The organism is Anaerospora sp., assembly GCF_032013335.1.
Taxonomy (GTDB): domain Bacteria; phylum Bacillota; class Negativicutes; order Sporomusales; family DSM-15969; genus Anaerospora.
Genome location: NZ_DALZUO010000037.1, coordinates 1 through 19,673 on the forward strand (window position 1 = coordinate 1; position 19,673 = coordinate 19,673).

Here is a 19,673-nt window from a genome sequence, read left to right on the forward strand (position 1 = left end):
GGTATAACGACAACCTATTTTACTGAAAACTCTAAAATTTCTATAATTGAAAGAAGTACGTGAAGGTTATAACGATCGTAGCTGACGAATTTTACTATAAGGAAATATCACGTCAATCAATAAGAAAGGCGGTTCGTGTACATGTAGTTCTTAATCTAAAGAGAGGAGCGTTAATATGGAGCAAGCTGAACAGCGCAGTAAAAACGCAAAAATTAATTTGCCGGTATTCTGGGGCAGCGCAATTCTTTGTTTTTTGTTTTATGCACCTATGGTTATCTTTCAGGAGTCTGCGAAAGAGGTTATTGATAAGGTCATGTTTGTCATTACGCATAGTACGGACTGGATGTGGGAAAGTGTGGCTTTCGCAGCATTGGTGTTTTCGCTTTGGCTGGCATTTAGCCGCTATGGCAACATCAAGCTTGGAGGTCGTGATGACAAGCCGGAATTTTCTACATTTACCTGGATTGCAATGATGTTTTGCGGGGCCTCGGGGGCAGGCTTAGTTTACTGGGCTATGGTAGAACCTATCTTTTATTTGCAGGGACCGCCTTTTGGCATTAAGCCGATGAGTCCCGAAGCAGGATCATGGGCATTAGCTTATGGCATATTTCACTGGGGTTTTAGTGCCTGGGGAACATTTACCATTCCGGCGGTAGCTTTTTCTTATATGTATTACGTGCGGAAACGCCCTTATTTGTATCCTAGCTACGCCTGTCGCGGCCTGTTAGGAGATTGTGTTGATGGCTGGGTCGGTAAAGCCATTGACGTGCTGAACATTATCGGGATGGTCGGCGGCTGTGCTACAGCACTGGGGGTCGTTGTGCCTATGATTTCCAGGCTAACGGCTATATTCTTTGGCGTGCCGGATACCCTCGTAGTTCAAATCCTGGTGGCTATTGTTTTTGCTGCCATGTATGGCTACAGTTGTTATCAGGGACTTTATTCCGGTATTGCGAAGCTAGCCGATTACAACACATATTTGTCTTTTATAATCGTACTCTTCGTAATGGTAGTGGGACCTACGGCATTTATGTTCTCACTGTTTAGTGAAAATGTTGGCATAATGTTTCAAAACTTTTTACGGATGAGCTTCTATACCGATCCTATAGCAAAGGGCGGATTTCCTCAGGATTGGACTGTATTTTACTGGGCCTGGTGGTTTGCCTGGGCAATTTACGTAGGGTTGTTCTTTACCCGTATCTCTAAAGGGCGTACAATTCGTGAACTGATTCTTAATATGATCATCACCTGTACATGCGGTGCCGCCATATTCTATCTTATTTTTGGGTCCTATGCCGTTGATATGATTATGAATCAAGGCATCGACCTAGGTAAGGTATTAAAAGAATCAGGTGGGCCGGGCGTTATTGCCGTCATATTGCAGTCTCTACCGCTCAGTTCCATTGTTATACCTGTCTTTATTGTTGTTATGCTTATCTCTCAGGCTACCGGTGTAGATGCGATGGCTTACACGATGTCTGCTATGGCCTGTTACGAAATTAAAGATGAGCAGGAGCCTCCCAAATGGTCTCGGATTTTCTGGGCTACTATGCTGCTTTTCGCTACTATTGGTCTGCTTATGGTAGGCGGATTGAAGGTGGTACAGCTTTCATCCGTTTTGACAAGCGTGCCAATACTCTTTATCACTATTATTCTGGCTCTTTCGCTATATAAATGGATTCAGGAAGATTTTGGCGAGCAGCTGCGGCCAACAGTGCTGAGCAGCGATGATCGTATGGGGGGACAAGGTGACGATCACAAACCCCAAAGTGTAAAAGGTACCGGTATATCTGCAAGTTAGCTAACTGGTAAAAAATTAAAGTCTGTGAGGTGCGTGCATTGATGCAACAATTTGATTTGCTTATTATCGGGGGTGGACCTGCGGGATTGACAGCCGCTATTTACGGGGCAAGGGCCAGACTGAAAACAGCTATTCTTGAAAAAGGGGCTGTTGGCGGTCAGGCGTTCACCACTCGCGAGATTGTTAATTTTCCGGGGTTTGCAAGCACCTCCGGACCAGCGCTTATGAAGACACTAGCGGAGCATGCAAAAGGCTTTGGCGCACAGATTATTACAGAAGAAGTTACCTCTGTCGAGCTTTGCGGGGAGCTCAAGCAAATTCAGACCAGGAAAGGGCGAACCTACCAGGCACGGGCGGTTATTCTTGCGCCAGGTGCTCAGCCACGCCTGCTAAATATTCCTGGTGAAAAAGTATTCCGGGGAAGCGGTGTATCCTATTGCGCTACCTGTGATGCGGAGTTCTATCAGGATCAGGATGTAGTTGTTGTGGGCAATGGAGATGCCGCCGTTGAAGAGGCTTTATATATTACAAAGTTTGCCCGTAAAGTAACCATCATCGTAATTCATGATGAAGGTATTGTCGACTGTAACCGGGCGAGTGCAGAAATAGCATTTCAACACCCGCAAATAGAATTTGTCTGGAATTCCATTCTAACGGAGATTAAGGGCGAGCTTGAAGCAGAAGCTGTTGTCATTAAAAACCTCAAAACCGGCGAACTGACTGAAATGAATGCTAACGGTGTTTTTATCTATGTTGGGATGATACCGGGGACGGGCTTCTTAAATCAGCAGGTTGATCTTGATGAATGCGGCTATATTCTGACCCAACCATCTATGGAGACATCGATAAGCGGCGTTTTTGCCGCCGGTGATGCTACAGTTAAGGTTTTACGGCAGGTTGTAACAGCAGCAAATGACGGTGCAATTGCTGCTGTTACTGCCGAGCGGTATCTCGAAGAAGAGCACAGCTTTAAACAGGAGATATTGCAGGCTGCCACCCCAGTGTTAGTTGCGTTTTGGAAACCGAATAACCCAGAATCTATTAGTTTGCTGACATACCTGGAAGCATTGACAAGCGTTAAGGAAAAGCGGGTCAAGCTAGTAAAGGTTGATATTTCACGGAAAAAAAGGCTGGCTGAGCAATACGGCGTCGAGGAAATACCTACGGTGCTAGTGATGAATCAAGGGAAACTGCTGAGAAAGATAACCGGTCAAGTGGATGAAAGCTGCTTTTGCTTAGCTGATGAGATAATTGCAGGATGAAGACATTTGTTTCAAGATAAAACAGATAAGAGAGAAGGAGAAATATTATGAAAAGAACAGCTCTTACCAATAAACTATTGGTATTAGGCGTTGATGGTATGGACCCGAGAATTAGCCGCCAGTATTTAGCTGAAGGGAAAATGCCTAACTTACAAAAATTAATTAAACGTGGAGCTGCGCGAGAAGATTTGCGCCTGCTTGGTGCAATTCCGACAATAACGCCGCCCTGCTGGACGACGCTGGCTACCGGAGCTTATCCGGGGACTCACGGCATTACCTGCTACTGGAGGCAGTCACCTGATAGTCTGGATGCAGTTGTCTACAATCTGGATTCCCGTAACTGCACGGCAGAACAAATATGGAATATTACAGCTGAAGCTGGTCTAAAAACGCTGGTATGGCATTGGCCGGGCAGTTCCTGGCCTCCCACCTCTCATAATGAAAATCTGAGTGTAGTCGATGGCACACAGCCGGGCTCTGTCAATATGGGAGTCGCCCAGCTTGATTGGGAAAAAGTGATTGTTGCAACTCCCGATATTAAAGAGGTTCGTTATGCACCAAGAGTAGATAAGCCAGCCGGAGTGGGTTGCATTATTACCGATTTGGAAGATACGTTAGATGATGATGTTGATGACGAGATGATGGAGATTTGGTGGGGTGATACTGCCCGCCAGGGTGGAGAGATCCGTACTTATGTTATGGATGATGAAGATACGGAAGTCGTAATTGGCAGCAAAGTTGCTTATGATATTGTCAATTCTCCGCTTAAAGCTGCGACAGGGTGGTCTGATGCTCCGGAAGGTGCGAAAGAGTTTACGATCTTAACATCTAGTGGTGTTACAAGACGGCCGGCTTTAATTCTTAGAAATGAAGACGGTATTTATGACCGGGTAGCAATTTATAAGAATAAGAAAGCTGCTGAGCCAATTGTAACGTTGGAAAATGGCAAAATGATATCCGGTATTATTGATGATGTTACTAAAAAAGAAATTACCAAGCCTGCATGCCGTTCGATGAAGCTATTAGAACTGGATCCTGCCGGTAATAAAGTCAGGCTATGGATCAGCAATGCACTTGATATTACAAATGACCAGCTGTGGCATCCCAAAGCGCTCTATAAAGAAATTGTAGAAAATGTTGGCGTAGTTCCACCTGTCAGCTTAATCGGCGGCGAAGATGACGAACTAGTGCGCGAAATATTTGAGCCGTCCTGGGTGATTTATAACAAATGGCAGGCAGATTGCATGAATTATTGCATCGATAAAAAAGGCTATGAAGTAGTATTCTCGCATCTGCACAATATTGATTGTGCCGGGCATCAGCTATGGCACCTTGCCAAGACATTACCCCCATGGGAACACACTTCCGAAAATACGTATCAAGGATTTATTGAGAAGTTCTATATGCAGACAGATGATTATCTTGGTGAATTCATGCATTTATTAGATGAAGACTGGACTGTGCTGGTTGTAAGCGATCACGGTCTCATTGTCGGGGAAAATGTACCACCTATTTTGGGTGAATACGGTGGACTAAATACGAAAATCATGGAAGAACTGGGCTATACAGTGATGAAAAAAGACGAGAATGGAAACTCCATACGGGAAGTGGATTGGGAAAAAACCAGGGCCGTTCAGATTCGCAGCAACTATATTTATATTAATCTAAAAGGCCGTGACAAATATGGGATTGTCGACCCAAGTGACAAATATGATTTAGAGGAACAGCTAATCAGTGATTTGTATAATTACAGAGATGATAAAACAGGCAAACGCGTTGTCGGTATTTGTCTCAGAAATAAGGATGCCGTATTAATTGGTACTCATGGACCCGAATGCGGGGACTTGTTCTTCTCCATCGAAGAAGGGTACAATCGCTTGCATGGCGATAGCATTTCAACCTCAGAAGGATATTATAATACATCGGTTTCTCCGATTTTTGTGGCGGCGGGACCTGGTATTAAGCCTGGGTTTACAACAGAGCGTATTATCCGCCAGGTTGATGTGGCTCCTTCCGTTTCGGTATTGTTAGGCTTACGCTATCCTGCGCAATGTGAAGGAGCACCTATTTATCAGATTTTCTCAGAAGAGATTTGAGGCGTTGCTAAAAGGAGTGTAGAGGATGCAACAATTAAATACAAACAGTTTTGAAGAAACTATTTATGATAACAGTGAAGCCTGTTTAGTTATTTTCTCAAGAGAGAATTGCCATGTGTGCAGGGAAGTAGTGCCTATGCTGGAAGAATTACAAGGTCAGTATGAGGGGAAATTTGGCTTCTATTATATTGATATCGAAGCAGAGAAAAACTTAGCCCAGCGATTTCCCTTAAAAGGAGTTCCGTCAGTTCTGTTTTTTAATGAAGGCATGCTGAAAGGAAAGCTTGCCGGAAACATTGAAGGGGCAGAAGTAGAGAACAAGATTGCTGAAGTCCTTGGAGTATAAGTAAAAAAACCACCCAGCTACTAGTGCTGGGTGGTTTTTTTACTTATACCAGGACCGTACGGATTATTTTGATAAGTTCTTTTTCAGTAGCGCAAAGGTGATGGCGATTTGACCAAATAAGCGCAATCATGATATTTAAGGGAGATTTTTTGATATCCAGGGCAACTAAGCCGCTAAACATATTGGTGTACTCTTGCGCAACAAAGCGCGGTATAAAAGTAATGCCATTTTCCTGTAATAGTAGCTTTTCCAGCATAACAATTGTATCAACCCGGTAGTTGACATTAATGTTGCCATACTTTTTTAGGATACTTGAAATTCCGCAATTGGTAATGTACTCGGAGTTGAAGAGAATAACCGGTTGAGCCATCGCTGACTCGAGGCTGATCTCCCGTTGACCGGCAATAGGGCTATTTTTGCTGGTAAGCACAACAAGTGTATCCTGAAGGATTTCCTTCGTACAAATATCCTTTGCTTTGCTTAACTCTTCCGTTTGTATAATGATGCCAATATCTGCTTTGCCGGACTCGACATCCCGCAGAATATTGTTTGATTCGCCAACTTTTTGCAGAATGTTTGCTTTCGAGTATTTTTGCCTGAAAATCGAAAATACTTTAGGCATAAATGTCATATTTACATTGAGTTCTACGGCAATAGAAATATCGCCGCCCAGTTCATTAGAGTTTACACGAGCTAAAGAAGAGATTTCCTCTAAAGCATCGATAATCTGCAATGCTTTCTGAATGACAAATTCACCGGCCTCGGTCGGATAGACACCCTGATTTGTCCGCTTAAGCAGCTGAACTCTTAATTCATCCTCCAATTTGCTTATGGAGGTGCTAAGAGCAGGCTGAGAAATATGAGCACGCTCAGCGGCTAGCGATATAGATTTTGACCGGTTTATTTCAACAAGATATTGCAACTGCTCTAAGCGCACAGCATCACCCGCGTAAAAATAGTTGAATTATTTACAATATTACTACTATTATAGTGCATTTGGCTGCAAAGTAATAGTACTTTAGCATATCTTATTATAATAAGAGTATCAACTGATACCGGCCACACTCATAAAATAGATTAGAGCGTCGCAGCGGCGGCAGATTAATTTATTTAATGAGGGGAGGAAGCAGATCAGTGGAAAAAGTGACACTGCGGGAGTTGGAACAGCTTGCATTGCAGGCTAAAAGCAGTCTTGAGAACCAGGCGCAGTCTATAGGAAGAGATGTGATGATCTATTTGCATTGGACTGCCGGACATTATGGGCAATTCTTTACCGATTACCATATTAACATTGATGCTGACGGCAGCATTTACGCGAGTATGAACGATCTTTCAGAGGTCAAGTCGCATACGTACCGGCGAAATACGGGAGCAGTTGGCATTGGTTTATGCTGTGCCTATAACGCTGTTACCAATGATTTGGGGGCAGAACCACCAACTGCAAAGCAGATTGAAGTGTCGGCTCAGGTTGTAGCTGCATTGGCGCAGAGCTTGGATTTGACTATTGACTATCAGCATGTTATGACTCATGCAGAGGCGGCAGATGAGGATGGATATGGTCCTGCAACAACCTGTGAAAGATGGGACTTGTGGTTTTTCGATGGTGTTGCTCAAGGTGAAGGTGGAAATGTGATTCGCGGGAAAGCAAACTGGTATCTTCATTCCTCTGACAGGTATTGCTTAGAAAACAAACGATTGGAAGAATTGTATTTTACTAAGCATTGATTAAATAGTGGTTTGATACTTTCTAGTGAATCAGAATTGCTGGCTGCAGTCTCAAAGAATTGATTGGCTATAAGGCTCTTTTCAAATTTTTCAATGGCGCCGAATTTACGCTGGGTAGGCTGCCATTGTAAGCCTAGCTGGGAGAATGCTTCCTCTGACTCTAGCTTATTAAAATCGCGGAGATCATTCATAACCTTAGAAGATTGATAAACCATTTGGAGCTGATAATTGCGGGAACGGTACAGGGGCATTATTGTGCTTAATAAAATATCCAGACCAACAGCAAGAGAACGACGTTGACTTAATCCACCAAAGGCATAGCCTGTAAAAATATCAATAAAGAAGTGAGCATACACCCGTCCGAGAGAACCAATTCCCCGGCCAAAAAGGCACTCGTAGACGAGCAATTCGCCTGGATGGGAAGGGCTAAGATCCCGTTCGCGAAACTCGGGCTTATTTTTTTCGATAAAGCTGATTTGACGAGAGTTTAATTTCAGTCCGCCTTGAACAGATAATCGTATCAGCGTATTGCAGATTGTTTCCCCGTTATCCAGACCGCACTGTGCTTTTAACAGGATTAAATCATTAGTAGTCAGGGGAATTTTGCGACGGTGAAAATGATTGAGAATGCGAAAATCATTCCAATATGGATTGTGAAGGCAAAGCGAAATTAAGTGCCGATGCAGTGGGCCTATGGCCGCATAAAGTGGTACAGCCGGAATGTCGGTACCATCTATTGAATTAATGCATGCAGAGCGGGGCTCAGACATTTGTAAGTTTTCATAGGCAGGTGCATCTTCAAGCAAAAGCAGCTGCAAAGCACTAGGTGATGTAGCAAATTTCATAATTTGCCTCCTAAATAGATAGTGCCGACCGGATGATCCGGTCGGCACTTCATTGTGTAATCAAGATGTTACATATATTATATAACTGAGTGTAGTCATTAGCAAGCCGAAAATAAACATAAGCAAACAAAAACAAATTAAAACTAGATAATGGAATTAAAATTTCAATAAAACTTATCTGTTTTGTTTGGTTTAGGAATATGGAGTGATTCTCATTTAGCTTAGTGTTTTATTCAATAAATAAAGGGTTTTAAGGGAGATTGTATAATAATGTTTTTTTAGGAAGACTAATAGAAATGGTTATAACTCACAGTCAATATCATTGAGGGGGGTTAAGACAATGAAAATTAGTGGAAGAAACAAGCTGCAAGCTACGGTAAAAGAAGTTGTTAAGGGTGCCGTTATGGCGAAGGTAGTTATGGATTATAAAGGTGACGAACTGGTCGCGGCCATCACTGTCGACTCTGTCAATGATTTGGACTTAAAGCCGGGTGACAAAGTAACTGCACTGATAAAAGCTACTGAAATGATGGTTCTTAAATAGACTATCGGGTAGAAAAAATACATACTGGTTCTCAATAAGGGCAGTGGCCGGCAGGCCGTTGTCTTTTCTTATTTTAAGTTAGTGAAGAGGTTGACGATATGGAGTTTATACCGGCCAAAACAATTTTATCAGGCTTTGAAACAGGAAGTGTCTGGTTTGGTAAAAACTATAATATGAATATTTACAAAGGCTGTTCTCACGGATGTATTTATTGTGATAGCCGCAGCGAATGCTACAAAGTTGAGGATTTTGACAGAGTAAGGGCGAAGGCCGATGCTCTTGAATTGCTTGAACGTGAACTTAAAGTAAAGCGCAGAACCGGAGTCGTCGGTATCGGCGCTATGAGTGATCCTTATAATCCTCTTGAAAAGGAGTATTGTTTAACAAGGAGTGCTTTAGAACTAATTAATAAGTATCGTTATGGGATTGCTATTACTACAAAAAGCGATTTGATAACAAGGGATATTGATTTGCTGCAATCGATTAAAAGTCATTCGCCTGTTCTTGTTAAGATTACGATTACTGCTGCTAAGGATGAACTCTGCAAAATCATTGAACCTCATGCTGCTGCTTCTTCAAGCAGATTTGCTGTAAGTCAAGAAATGGCAGGTGCCGGGATTTTTTCAGGCATACTGCTTATGCCGGTACTGCCTTTTCTAGAGGACAATGAGGCTAATATCGGAGAGATTATTCGTCTTGCCAATCAGCATAAGGCGAAGTTCATTTATCCTGCTTTTGGTGTAACCTTGCGACAAAATCAAAGAGCGTGGTATTATGCTAAGCTTGATGAGCACTTTCCCGGACTGAAGAAAAAGTATATAGAACGGTTTGGTAGTGCTTATGAGTGCCGTTCACCAAGAGCAAGAGAATTATGGAACTTTTTTCAAACAGAATGCGAGCGGTTTGGCATGCTCTATAAGATGGAAGAGATTATTAACAGCTACAAATCAGGTTATGGTGATTGCCAGCTTACCTTGTTCTAGCAGTGAGGGAGATTGTGTATAGTGAAGCAGGGGCAAAAATGATATAATGATAAAATAAGTAAGCTTTGTCTCAAAGGAGATTATTTTTATAAATGAAGAATGTTTATGATGAGGTGTATTCTTTCTATGAGGAGGAAATTATACTTGAACCGGTAATCAAGCGGGAATGGGTAGAAGGCTACCTCAGGCAGAAAGCCTGGCAAGGAGCTAATGACGGCGAATTACGTCAGATTTGGAATCATATCCGCTATTTTGAGCTATACCTTGACGCGACCGAAAATGATTATACCGATTGCCTGGAAGATATTCCTGCCCAGGAATACGGGTTAGTAATTTACTGGCTGATTGATAATATTCAGGGCTATAAAAAATCATTAAAGGCGGCACGTCGGTTTTTTGATATACTGTTGGATCTTTATAAATATCTCGTAGCCAAAAGAGTGCTTTTAAATTATGATGAGCTGGAATTAGCTGCGCAGGAGATTGCAGGCGGTAAACGTCTTGAACTATTTCCTATTGCTCTTATGGATGAGGTCGAACAGCAGCACGGGAAAAGCAGCTTGGTGCTTACTAGTGAAAAGAGCTTGTCTACTAATGATCCCGAAGTTGTCGGTGAGACTGTAGAGCACTTGATGACCAAGCTCGGTAATTATTTTCAGCAGCGAGAATTTACGGATGATTTTCATAGAGCACTTTTTCTATTTAACGGTCCCTTAGCCATTATCCCCGGTGAGGATCAGGATGAGTTCTGGCTCGGTTTTTGGGACTATTTTCTCTTTGATTATCATTTGCTTGTCAATGACTTGACTCCGCTCGCCCATTTTCAGAGTCACTATGGCAGTAAGCTGCTTCATGATGAACGACATATTTTACAGGAATTTTTAAGTGCTACTTTTTGTGTTTTTTATATTGACCGGGTTATTAATGGGGAATGGGTAGAATGTGTCAACCTATTTACGGAAGAAAAGTTTCGCCTGCCTCATCCGCAGTCCAGTTATCAGCAAATAAAGAAGATGCTCTTCTTTGGACATGTGTTTTCCCGCGAGAATGTGATGATCAATTATGTAACCAGTATTGAGATCAGCAGTAACTTAAGGCGACGCATTAAAGACGAAGTCACCAGGCAAAAAGCGCTCTTTAATATTCAGGAGCCAGCGGGAAGCTGGCTTGATATGTTCAGCCGGCACGCACTGGTTGTGCGACATACAATTAATGCATTATCGACAATGGATAAGGTTAATGTAACCCCGTTTAACCAGGTAGACCGGGTTTATCCGAGTATTGCAGAAAATAGCATACCTAATCAAGCGGTTATCGAAACATTGGAACATCTGATGCCGGAATACGGCTTTTCTCAGCATGATATTCGTTTGGCTAAGCGGTTATGGTATGATTATTGTCAATTAACCAGAGTGACAGTACGTAAGCCTCAGGTGTGGGCGGCTGCAGTGATTTTCAGTTATTCGATGCTGAATTCTTATAATGTCATGCCAGCTGATAATATTGCTGCAGATTTAGCTATTTCCAAGGCTGGCATTTACACAAACCGGACAAAACTATACGATATGCTTCAACTGCAGAAATTTGATCCTCGTTATTTGAACGAAGAGGGATTTGTTTTGTCGTTGTTTACTTGAGTAGTACTAATAGGAGGGATCGACAATGCGTTGCACTGTATGCGGTGCCGAAACGGATTCCGATAACAGCTGTTGTGCTTCGTGCCTGCAGAACCAGCCTGAGGTGCAGGTTATGACCCGGGAAGAACGAGATGGGTTTTCAGGACTTACAATCGACCAAAGCGACAACAGACAGGAAAAAGACACCGAATATCAACAATCCGGTGCCAGGCGTAATGGTATTTATGTACGGCAATATAATCTGAATTCAACAAGCTTATTGACTAAAATCCTGCTCGCACTAGGTTTGCTGGCAGTACTCTCCGGTGCTGTCGTAATCGGCGGGGCAGTGCTTGTGCTTTTTGCAATTGGCTGGCTGATTCGAAGGTTAATTGGCAGATAATGAATTAAAAATCTCCGACGTCATTATACGTCGGGGTTTTTTTATTTACAAAACTCTTCATAACTTTGGTTATATCAGAGAGAAGCTTATCTTTATCTGCAGGAAGCGTGCCTGCCAGCGGCAGCATATTAGAAACATGATTGCTGCGGAATATGCAGGGGCTGGTGACAGTTGTGTGGGTTAAGAGCTGTTCGAGCTCCGCAACAAAGCCGTACGGCGACAAAGGAATAAACTCTCCTCTCTCCGCAGCTGCCCGGAGTGGAGTCTGGTCATGGAGCATAAGCGTTAGCGCACTGAGCATGGTAGGATTAATCGCGCTTACTACTTTACCGGTATTAATAGCATGCTGCCTCGTTAACGTCTGTCCTCCCAGTCCCAGGATAACCATAGCAGATAATTTTATGCCTGCCGCTACAACCTTGCGGCCCGCTTGAATCATTTCTTCAGCGGTGGCACCTTTGTTAACGAGTTTTAATACGTCATCGTCGCCGCTTTCAATCCCGAGGTAGATCATCTGCAGACCAGCCTGCTTAAGGATGAGCAGCTCTTCCTCGGTTTTGCGCAGAATATCTTTTGGTCCGCCATAACAGGTAATCCGGGATAGCTTAGGAAAAGCACTATGTAAGGCGGACATAATGGTTAAGAGTTGTTCGTTAGGCAGGGATAGCGCATTGCCATCAGCTAAAAAGACCCGCCTCAGTTGGGGATGGAATTTGGCGGTTTGATTAATTAACTGCATTACTTCTTCTAAAGGACGAATACGAAAGCGTACTCCCTTATACATGCTGCAGAACGTACAGGCATTGTGCGAGCAGCCAATGGTTACTCGCAGGATAAAACTATTGGCTTCACTGGGCGGACGAAAAACCATGCCCTCAGCATTATCAAACATAAGATTCACCTCGTAGTAGTTCGGCTTTTAACTCCTGATAACGTTTAGTAAAATAAGTCATGTTTTGTGCCTCGCGGTGATCAAAGCCATAAGCGCGGCGGCTAACTGCCAATACAGGCGGAGCCTGAATACGTTTTGCTACTGCCAGACCGGTGTATAGCTTCCACCACCGTTCCAGATCATCAATAAAAGCAGTTGGAGTTGCAAATAGCTGCTTAGCCAGATTAGGGGCGCAGCCAAGCTTCTCCTCCAAAATGCCCTGTTGATACCAGAGCAGGATATCTTCCGGTGTGGCTCGGTTCCAATACTCCATAAAGGCGCGGAATAAATAGTCATGATAAGGATAAACAAGCGGATCGCCCTTACCTTCATCTACAGACTGGTCGAAAGAGAGTTCGGCACTCGGCACGATGGTAATTGTCTGCTGGGGGATTACTTCCCGGTGATAGACTGCCGTATTAAAATAATGGGCCAGCTCATAAACCTGATACTTCCAAAGGTCGGCTAAAGCAGCCAGAAATCCGGCCTGATCACCATAGAGTGTTGAATAGCCTACCGTTAGCTCGCACTTGTTGGCATTGCAGGTGAAACCACCGCCGAAGGCGGCAGCCAGACCAGCCAGTACTCGGGAGGAACGGTCACGGGCCTGCAGGTTCTCTGTCATAAAACCGGTTACGGTTAGCTTGCTTGTTTCGCCGGTGCGGGGATTCACTAAGGAAGCAGTGCGTAGCTGTTCAAGGGTAAGGTCAACGCTTGGCTGGATTGGGATGATAACATAACGGCAGCCCAGATTCTCGGCTAATTTGGCGGCCAGACCCTTCGTAGTCTCTGAATTATAAAGGCTAGGCATATTAACGAGCAAGATATTCTCCGGGCCCAGTACATGCGTATACAAAGCGGCGGCGACAGCTGAATCAATCCCTCCCGATACACCGATTACGACCCGGTTCATACCGATAGATTGCAGGAATTTGCCTGTCCCATAGCTGACAGCTTGAAATAAGCGGTCAATGGTGTTATCTGCCGTAATTGCTGTAGTGTCAGGCAGGTTATGACACGAGCCTGACAGGGAAACATCAATAGTTAGCACTTGGGCGGTAAACGGGGAGCAGTAGGCGGCAATTTCACCATCGGGACAATATACGGTGCTGCACCCGTCAAAGGTATAGACCGTTTTTCCATTATTCTGGAGACCCACATTATTGACGTATATAAGAGGGGTGTTTATATCCCTTGCCTCCTTGGAGAAAACACGGTTTCGCTTGTTGTTTTTGCCGAGGGTAAAGGGGGAGCTTGAGATATTAACTAGCAAATCAATGGAATGGTTTTGACTGAGAATATCAATTGGTTTGGTAAAATAGTCATCACTCCAACCGTCTTCGCATAGGATGCAGCCTACAGAAAGGACTCTATTACCAAGTGTAATCTGTACAGGCTGTAATAACTGGTCAACTGTTGTATGCAGCTCAGCGGCTAATTTCCGTAAGCTGAAAAAATGTCTGGTGTCATCAAACTCCCGGTAATTGGCGTGCAGCGTTTTAATCCGGAATGGGTAGGGAAAGTTATCTCCTCCTGCCAGCTTGCCTTGTTGGGCAACATGAAAGGCATTGAATTTACGAACACGGCCGTCATCGCCTCGCTTTGTCCAATCTATGGCCACATTGCCAAACAGAATGGTTATTTCATTAGAGGCAGCAATAATTTGCTGACCGTAATATTCACAGTCCCGTAAAAAGGCATCTTGTTCCCATGTGTCGCCAAGCAGGTAGCCGGGAATAGACATCTCGGGAAAAATAATCATATCAGCCTGTTGGTTCCTGGCTTCCCCAATCATTCGCAGCATAGCGGAGCTGTTAAGATCGGGGCGTCCTGGTATGACTTCCAGCTGTCCTAGCGCAATTCGTATCAATACAGCCACCTTCTTAGTTAGTTTTTTATCATTTCTTCTCTCTTAAAGGCAGCATATCCTGTTACTGAGGGGATTTTTTTATGCTGCTTGTTTTCTGATTAGCATACATAGATAGCAGGATTTTTAGTTAAAATATGGAAGAGATAATAAACTTTGTAATAAGGAGTGTTTTTTATGGGCAATTGTTCGACTATCTTAGCTATTTTGCAGGAAAATCGCACAGAAACGGCTCCCCAGGTTCAGGATATTCTTACCCGCTACGGCTGTTTTATCCGGGTACGGCTGGGCTTGCATGATGCCGCCCTTGATCAGTGTACGAATACGGGCCTGATTTTATTGCAGTTATGCGGTGATGACATTCCTATTGCTAAATTTGAAGAAGAACTGCGTGCCGTACCGTATGTCAAAGTAAAATCCATGTCGCTGGATTTTTAGAGGTACTATTAGAAGTTTCCATGCCGTTCAGAAAGCTCCAGATGCACGATCTCCATCTCAAATGTCTGCCTTTGTGCATCACAGAGCTGTGGGCGCGGGAAATCCCGAGGAAGCGAGCGAAGACAGTACAGCAGCGAGGGTACGACGAGCGAGCTCCCGCAGGCCTGAATGCGAAGTTCTTGGTGCTTTAGCGCCTTAGTACTTCGGCTTACCCCTTGCGGGTACAACGCAGATGGGGCTTTCTGAACGGTATGAGGGCGGAAAACCGCCCTTTTTTTGTTATACTGGCAGGAAAGCTTTAGCAGGCGTGGAAAATGATATACATATATACAGGTTAATGGAATGAGGGAGTCTGTTGAAAACAAATGCTGCCCGTATTTTGGACGGGCTTCACATTGATTATACAATTCGCGAATATGAAGTGGATGAAAATGATCTTAGTGCCGAGAATGTAGCAGGCAAAGTGGGTATGCCAACTGCTCAAGTCTTTAAGACACTTGTTGTAAAAGGGGATAAAACGGGGATTATGCTTGTGTGCATACCCGGGGATGCTGAGCTTGATTTGAAAGCAATTGCTGCTTTTAGCAGCAATAAAAAGGTTGAAATGGTACCTCTCAAAGAAGTGCAGCCGTTGACCGGTTATATCCGAGGTGGCGTTTCACCAATTGGCACCAAAAAACGTTATCCTGTTTATGTGGATGATAGTGTTTCCAACTGGCCGGTTATTTCTCTGAGTGCCGGTGCCAGGGGATTTCAGCTGTTACTGACGCCTGCCGATCTGATCAGAGCGGTTAATGCTGGACTGGGAAGCTTCGGCAAATAAAAAGAGTAAACGCAATTTTTCGCTGTAAGTATGGGAGAGGATTTATAATGGAAGTTCAAATTGACGAGAGCATACGCAATAGTATTCCAAATTGCCGGTTGGCCTATATCACTGTTACTGATGTAGCCGTGAGAGGTACTCCTCCGGCTTTGACACAAGAGTTCCTGGAACTGCAGGCAGCTGTTGCGAAAGCCTATCACCTGGATATTCTGCCCACGATGCCGCGTATTGCTGCAGTACGCAACATGTACAAAAAATTAAATTTTGATCCTTCCCGTTATCGTCCTGCATCAGAGGCGTTAGTGCGCCGTGTTTTACAGAACAAAGGATTATACTATGTAAATAGTGCAGTTGATGTAAATAATTATTGTTCAATTAAGTTTTTGCTGCCTTTTGGTATTTATGATCTTAGTCCGATACAAGGCAATGTGAATTATCGCCTGGCAACAGAGGGCGCTTATGTGAATATTGCGGGTAATGAAGTTTCCACAAATCATAAACCCTTTTTAACAGATGATGCAGGGCCTTTCGGTAATCCAACTTCCGATGCCAGGAGAACCGCAGTTACTCTGGGGACGCGGAACTTGCTATCGGTCATTTATGCTGATGAAGAGGTTACCGATGCAGAGTTGGCTGATATTGCCGATTTTACAGCTGATATGCTGGTGCGTTACAATGGTGGGATAATAACAGATAAAAAGATTGTCCACTCTAATTGAAATTCGGTTGAGAATGAAAGGAAGATTTTGATGTACATAAGCACTCGCGGTGGCGAAGAACAACTGACTGCAGCACAAGCTATTCTTAAGGGCATAGCTGGCAACGGCGGACTATATGTTCCTGAGGATATTCCTGCAATTGATCACACATGGATCGCCAATTTACAAGAAATGAATTATTGCGAGCGGGCGCAAGCTGTACTTAACTTATTTTTAACCGATTATAACGCTGATGAACTGGCTACGTGCATCCAGGCAGCCTACGGTGCAGATAAGTTTGATCACAGTGAGGTCGCTCCTGTTGTTAAACTTGACGCAGGCAGCTATATTCTGGAATTATGGCATGGGCCTACTAGTGCTTTTAAAGACATGGCCTTACAGCTTTTACCCCATTTACTATCGCTGTCTTTAGAAAAGACTGGTGAGAATGCCCAAATTGTCATTCTGGTAGCTACCTCAGGCGACACCGGCAAGGCGGCATTAGAAGGCTTTAAAGATGTAAAGCAGATACGCATGATTGTGTTTTATCCGCAGGATGGTGTAAGCGAAATCCAACGACTGCAAATGGTAACGCAAGAGGGGAATAATGTAGCAGTAGTTGCAGTAACTGGCAATTTTGATGATACTCAGACAGGGGTCAAACAAATTTTTAATGATACTGCCTTTAATGCTCAGCTGGCAGAAGAAGGCTATCAGTTCTCTTCGGCCAACTCCATTAACTGGGGGCGGTTAGTTCCACAGATTGTTTATTATTTTAGTGCCTATGCCGATATGTTGAAGCAAGGTGCAATTGAGACAGGAGAAAAAGTAAACTTTGTTGTTCCTACAGGCAACTTTGGTAATATTTTAGCTGGCTACTATGCTTACCGGATGGGTTTACCCATCAATAAGCTGATTTGTGCAGCAAACAGTAATAATGTTCTAGCTGATTTTCTGCAAACCGGCTGTTATGACCGCAGGCGAGAATTTCATAAAACCTTATCACCATCGATGGATATCCTGATTTCCAGCAACTTGGAACGATTGCTCTATCATTTGACAGGCGAAAATGCCGGCCAAGTTTCGGAGTGGATGAAGGAACTGAATGAGAAAGGCTCGTATCAGGTTAGTGAACCGGTACTGGCAGCTCTACAGCATTTATTTTGGGCTGACTGGGCAAGCGATTCACAGACGACAGAAACAATTGCCGCAGTTCACGAAAAGTTCGGCTATACATGTGATCCCCATACAGCGGTGGCCTGGGGAGTATGCGAAAAGTACCGGGCTCAGACAGCAGATCAAACGAAAGCGGTAATTCTGTCTACGGCTAGCCCCTTTAAATTTAACACCAGCGTATTATCGGCGCTGCAAGGGTCATTTGATGGTGCTGATGAATTTGTTATCCTTGAGCAATTAAGTCAGCTTAGCGGCTGGCCTATTCCACGGCAGCTGGCGGCTCTAGAACAAAAGCAGCGGCTTCACTACATTGCCTGCAAGCCACAAGAAATGGCGAAGACCGTGCAAGAAATATTAAACAACAAGTAAAACAAAACCCATTCAGGCTAGCCTGAATGGGTTTTGTTTTGTAAACGCGTATCATATATTGTAATAATAAACAAAAATAAGAATATTTTTGTTTAAATATGTTGTATACAGTATATTTGTGCTATAATGATGCACGAAGTTAAATTTCACTGGAGGTAAATGATATGACTGTTTTAGCTCCGAGCCAATTGTTTACTCTTGTTAGCAACGTGCATCGTAACCTCTCCGTAGCACAATTAGTTGAACAAGCGGTAATTCGTAATGAGGGTGTATTAGTACACAATGGCGCTTTACGGGTAACTACCGGCAAATATACCGGCCGCTCGCCTAACGATAAATTCATTGTTGATTCACCTGTAGTTCATACTGATATTGCATGGGGAAATAATAAGCCCTTTTCCGAAGAGTGCTTTAACCAGTTATATAACCGCATGCTGGCCTATATGCAAAACCGTGAAGTATTCGTTTTTGACGGCTTTGCCGGAGCAGAAGAGAATCATCGCCTCCAGGTATGTTTCATTAATGAGTTTGCCTGGCAGAATTTATTTGTTCATCAGCTTTTTATTTGCCCGGACAAACCTGTAGACACTGAACCTGAATTCCAGGTTATCTGTATGCCAGGTTTTAAAGCTATTCCGGAAATTGATCATACTAATTCAGAAGCATTTATCGTAATTAATTTTGAAAAGCGGGTAGTACTCATCGGCGGAACTCATTATGCCGGTGAAATGAAAAAATCAATTTTTACGGTAATGAATTATCTACTGCCTCTTAAAGGCGTTCTTTCCATGCATTGCTCAGCCAATGTGGGCCCCCAGGGTGACACAGCGCTGTTCTTTGGTTTGAGCGGCACCGGAAAAACCACATTATCTGCTGATCCTAATCGCCGTTTAATTGGTGACGATGAGCATGGCTGGTCTGATGACGGTGTCTTCAACATTGAAGGTGGTTGTTATGCTAAATGCATCAAGTTGAGCGAAAAAAATGAGCCTCAGATCTGGAATGCAATCCGCTTCGGTTCTGTGCTGGAAAACGTGGTTATCGACCGGAAACTAGGCACTATCGACTACGACAGTGATGCTATTACGGAAAATACCCGGGCTGCTTATCCGGTTGAGTATATGCCTGATATTGTTGTTGACGGCACTGCCGGTCATCCGAAAACGATTGTTTTTCTGACAGCTGATGCTTTTGGTGTATTGCCGCCAATCGCAAAATTAAGCAAAGAGCAAGCAATATATCACTTCTTATCTGGCTATACCAGCAAGCTGGCTGGTACTGAACGGGGCATAACAGAACCGGAAGCTACATTTTCCACTTGCTTTGGTGCGCCGTTTCTACCATTGTCGCCATTAGTTTATGCCAAATTGTTGGGAGAGAAAATTGAGAAGCATAATACGAATGTTTTTCTCATTAACACTGGCTGGTCAGGCGGAGCATACGGTGTAGGCAAGCGAATGAGTATTCCTCATACCCGTGCTATGGTTACAGCTGCTATTGAAGGCTTGCTCGATGCTGCTGCTTACGAGCTTGACCCTATTTTTAATGTGTTTGTACCGACCACCTGCCCCAATGTACCTGATGAAGTCTTGAAGCCGGTGAACACCTGGAGCGATAAAGAGGCTTACGAGCGTCAGGCAAGGGAATTAGCGAAGCGCTTTACGAACAACTTCACTAAATTCGGTTCAGAAGTATCGGCCGCAGTTGCAGCCGCTGGCCCAAAAGCATAGAAGAAGCATAAAAAAGCCAT

18 protein-coding genes are annotated in these 19,673 nt (G+C 43.8%); 14 read left to right on the forward strand and 4 right to left on the reverse strand.

What is annotated here, in order from left to right:
- Positions 1 to 175: 175 nt before the first annotated feature.
- Genes RTR76_RS19335 through RTR76_RS19350 form a run of 4 tightly spaced genes read left to right on the forward strand, consistent with a single transcriptional unit; the run spans position 176 to position 5,505 of the window.
- The gene (locus tag RTR76_RS19335) at positions 176 to 1,801 is read left to right on the forward strand and encodes a BCCT family transporter (protein WP_312524048.1); all 1,626 of its coding nucleotides are present in this window, start codon (positions 176 to 178) and stop codon (positions 1,799 to 1,801) included.
- Positions 1,802 to 1,842: 41 nt separating this feature from the next.
- Positions 1,843 to 3,063: a thioredoxin-disulfide reductase gene (gene trxB / locus RTR76_RS19340; RefSeq protein ID WP_312524050.1), complete on the forward strand. Its 1,221-nt coding sequence runs from the start codon at positions 1,843 to 1,845 to the stop codon at positions 3,061 to 3,063.
- A gap of 47 nt (positions 3,064 to 3,110) precedes the next feature.
- Positions 3,111 to 5,159 (forward strand): alkaline phosphatase family protein, encoded by a 2,049-nt coding sequence (locus RTR76_RS19345; RefSeq protein ID WP_312524052.1) that lies wholly within the window; start codon positions 3,111 to 3,113, stop codon positions 5,157 to 5,159.
- A 25-nt stretch (positions 5,160 to 5,184) separates the two neighbouring features.
- On the forward strand, positions 5,185 to 5,505 hold the full coding sequence (locus tag RTR76_RS19350) for a thioredoxin family protein (protein WP_312524053.1): 321 nt from the start codon (positions 5,185 to 5,187) through the stop codon (positions 5,503 to 5,505).
- Positions 5,506 to 5,548: 43 nt separating this feature from the next.
- On the opposite strand, the gene RTR76_RS19355 is transcribed toward RTR76_RS19350, so the two are convergent.
- Positions 5,549 to 6,442: a LysR family transcriptional regulator gene (locus tag RTR76_RS19355; RefSeq protein WP_312524055.1), complete on the reverse strand. Its 894-nt coding sequence runs from the start codon at positions 6,440 to 6,442 to the stop codon at positions 5,549 to 5,551.
- Positions 6,443 to 6,618: 176 nt separating this feature from the next.
- Here RTR76_RS19355 and RTR76_RS19360 point away from each other — a divergent pair, with 176 nt between their 5' ends.
- On the forward strand, positions 6,619 to 7,230 hold the full coding sequence (locus RTR76_RS19360) for an N-acetylmuramoyl-L-alanine amidase (RefSeq protein ID WP_396145531.1): 612 nt from the start codon (positions 6,619 to 6,621) through the stop codon (positions 7,228 to 7,230).
- Here RTR76_RS19360 and RTR76_RS19365 read toward each other — a convergent pair.
- The gene (locus RTR76_RS19365; protein WP_312524073.1) at positions 7,164 to 8,075 is read right to left on the reverse strand and encodes a hypothetical protein; all 912 of its coding nucleotides are present in this window, start codon (positions 8,073 to 8,075) and stop codon (positions 7,164 to 7,166) included. The two genes, RTR76_RS19360 and RTR76_RS19365, sit on opposite strands and share 67 nt — an antisense overlap.
- A 340-nt stretch (positions 8,076 to 8,415) precedes the next feature.
- Between RTR76_RS19365 and RTR76_RS19370 the strand changes: the two genes are divergently transcribed.
- The 4 genes from RTR76_RS19370 to RTR76_RS19385 all read left to right on the forward strand — a co-directional run bounded on the left by RTR76_RS19370 (position 8,416) and on the right by RTR76_RS19385 (position 11,621).
- Positions 8,416 to 8,619 (forward strand): TOBE domain-containing protein, encoded by a 204-nt coding sequence (locus tag RTR76_RS19370; protein WP_312524075.1) that lies wholly within the window; start codon positions 8,416 to 8,418, stop codon positions 8,617 to 8,619.
- Between the two features lie 98 nt (positions 8,620 to 8,717).
- Entirely contained in the window at positions 8,718 to 9,602 is an 885-nt protein-coding gene (locus RTR76_RS19375; protein WP_312524078.1) for a radical SAM protein, read from the forward strand.
- A gap of 92 nt (positions 9,603 to 9,694) precedes the next feature.
- Positions 9,695 to 11,239, forward strand: coding sequence for a hypothetical protein (locus tag RTR76_RS19380; protein WP_312524084.1), 1,545 nt, complete (start codon positions 9,695 to 9,697; stop codon positions 11,237 to 11,239).
- Between the two features lie 25 nt (positions 11,240 to 11,264).
- A complete protein-coding gene (locus RTR76_RS19385) occupies positions 11,265 to 11,621 on the forward strand; it encodes a hypothetical protein (protein WP_312524086.1) in 357 nt (118 codons plus the stop codon).
- Positions 11,622 to 11,625: 4 nt separating this feature from the next.
- Here RTR76_RS19385 and RTR76_RS19390 read toward each other — a convergent pair whose 3' ends face one another.
- Both RTR76_RS19390 and nadE read right to left on the reverse strand, forming a co-directional pair.
- The gene (locus tag RTR76_RS19390; RefSeq protein ID WP_312524088.1) at positions 11,626 to 12,513 is read right to left on the reverse strand and encodes a radical SAM protein; all 888 of its coding nucleotides are present in this window, start codon (positions 12,511 to 12,513) and stop codon (positions 11,626 to 11,628) included.
- Entirely contained in the window at positions 12,506 to 14,422 is a 1,917-nt protein-coding gene (nadE, locus tag RTR76_RS19395) for an NAD(+) synthase (protein ID WP_312524090.1), read from the reverse strand. The genes RTR76_RS19390 and nadE overlap by 8 nt, the downstream gene beginning before the upstream one ends.
- Positions 14,423 to 14,596: 174 nt before the next feature.
- Here nadE and RTR76_RS19400 point away from each other — a divergent pair, with 174 nt between their 5' ends.
- The 5 genes from RTR76_RS19400 (at position 14,597) to pckA (ending at position 19,653) form a co-directional block, all read left to right on the forward strand.
- Positions 14,597 to 14,857: a hypothetical protein gene (locus tag RTR76_RS19400; RefSeq protein ID WP_312524092.1), complete on the forward strand. Its 261-nt coding sequence runs from the start codon at positions 14,597 to 14,599 to the stop codon at positions 14,855 to 14,857.
- Positions 14,858 to 15,209: 352 nt separating this feature from the next.
- Positions 15,210 to 15,680: a Cys-tRNA(Pro) deacylase gene (ybaK, locus tag RTR76_RS19405; RefSeq protein ID WP_312524130.1), complete on the forward strand. Its 471-nt coding sequence runs from the start codon at positions 15,210 to 15,212 to the stop codon at positions 15,678 to 15,680.
- A gap of 47 nt (positions 15,681 to 15,727) precedes the next feature.
- The gene (locus tag RTR76_RS19410; protein ID WP_312524101.1) at positions 15,728 to 16,399 is read left to right on the forward strand and encodes a phenylalanine--tRNA ligase beta subunit-related protein; all 672 of its coding nucleotides are present in this window, start codon (positions 15,728 to 15,730) and stop codon (positions 16,397 to 16,399) included.
- 30 nt (positions 16,400 to 16,429) lie between these two features.
- On the forward strand, positions 16,430 to 17,923 hold the full coding sequence (thrC, locus tag RTR76_RS19415) for a threonine synthase (RefSeq protein WP_312524104.1): 1,494 nt from the start codon (positions 16,430 to 16,432) through the stop codon (positions 17,921 to 17,923).
- A gap of 164 nt (positions 17,924 to 18,087) precedes the next feature.
- The gene (gene pckA, locus RTR76_RS19420) at positions 18,088 to 19,653 is read left to right on the forward strand and encodes a phosphoenolpyruvate carboxykinase (ATP) (RefSeq protein ID WP_312524106.1); all 1,566 of its coding nucleotides are present in this window, start codon (positions 18,088 to 18,090) and stop codon (positions 19,651 to 19,653) included.
- Positions 19,654 to 19,673 lie beyond the last annotated feature (20 nt).

What these genes read in the sequence shown, in the direction of transcription:
- thrC (WP_312524104.1), top strand. Translation starts at nt 16,430, where the DNA reads ATGTACATAAGCACTCGCGGTGGCGAAGAACAACTGACTGCAGCACAA.
- RTR76_RS19370 (WP_312524075.1), top strand. Translation starts at nt 8,416, where the DNA reads ATGAAAATTAGTGGAAGAAACAAGCTGCAAGCTACGGTAAAAGAAGTT.
- RTR76_RS19375 (WP_312524078.1), top strand. Translation starts at nt 8,718, where the DNA reads ATGGAGTTTATACCGGCCAAAACAATTTTATCAGGCTTTGAAACAGGA.
- RTR76_RS19400 (WP_312524092.1), top strand. Translation starts at nt 14,597, where the DNA reads ATGGGCAATTGTTCGACTATCTTAGCTATTTTGCAGGAAAATCGCACA.
- RTR76_RS19410 (WP_312524101.1), top strand. Translation starts at nt 15,728, where the DNA reads ATGGAAGTTCAAATTGACGAGAGCATACGCAATAGTATTCCAAATTGC.
- RTR76_RS19350 (WP_312524053.1), top strand. Translation starts at nt 5,185, where the DNA reads ATGCAACAATTAAATACAAACAGTTTTGAAGAAACTATTTATGATAAC.
- RTR76_RS19385 (WP_312524086.1), top strand. Translation starts at nt 11,265, where the DNA reads ATGCGTTGCACTGTATGCGGTGCCGAAACGGATTCCGATAACAGCTGT.
- RTR76_RS19335 (WP_312524048.1), top strand. Translation starts at nt 176, where the DNA reads ATGGAGCAAGCTGAACAGCGCAGTAAAAACGCAAAAATTAATTTGCCG.
- trxB (WP_312524050.1), top strand. Translation starts at nt 1,843, where the DNA reads ATGCAACAATTTGATTTGCTTATTATCGGGGGTGGACCTGCGGGATTG.
- RTR76_RS19360 (WP_396145531.1), top strand. Translation starts at nt 6,619, where the DNA reads ATGAGGGGAGGAAGCAGATCAGTGGAAAAAGTGACACTGCGGGAGTTG.
- RTR76_RS19390 (WP_312524088.1), bottom strand. Translation starts at nt 12,513, where the DNA reads ATGTTTGATAATGCTGAGGGCATGGTTTTTCGTCCGCCCAGTGAAGCC.
- RTR76_RS19365 (WP_312524073.1), bottom strand. Translation starts at nt 8,075, where the DNA reads ATGAAATTTGCTACATCACCTAGTGCTTTGCAGCTGCTTTTGCTTGAA.
- pckA (WP_312524106.1), top strand. Translation starts at nt 18,088, where the DNA reads ATGACTGTTTTAGCTCCGAGCCAATTGTTTACTCTTGTTAGCAACGTG.
- RTR76_RS19380 (WP_312524084.1), top strand. Translation starts at nt 9,695, where the DNA reads ATGAAGAATGTTTATGATGAGGTGTATTCTTTCTATGAGGAGGAAATT.
- RTR76_RS19345 (WP_312524052.1), top strand. Translation starts at nt 3,111, where the DNA reads ATGAAAAGAACAGCTCTTACCAATAAACTATTGGTATTAGGCGTTGAT.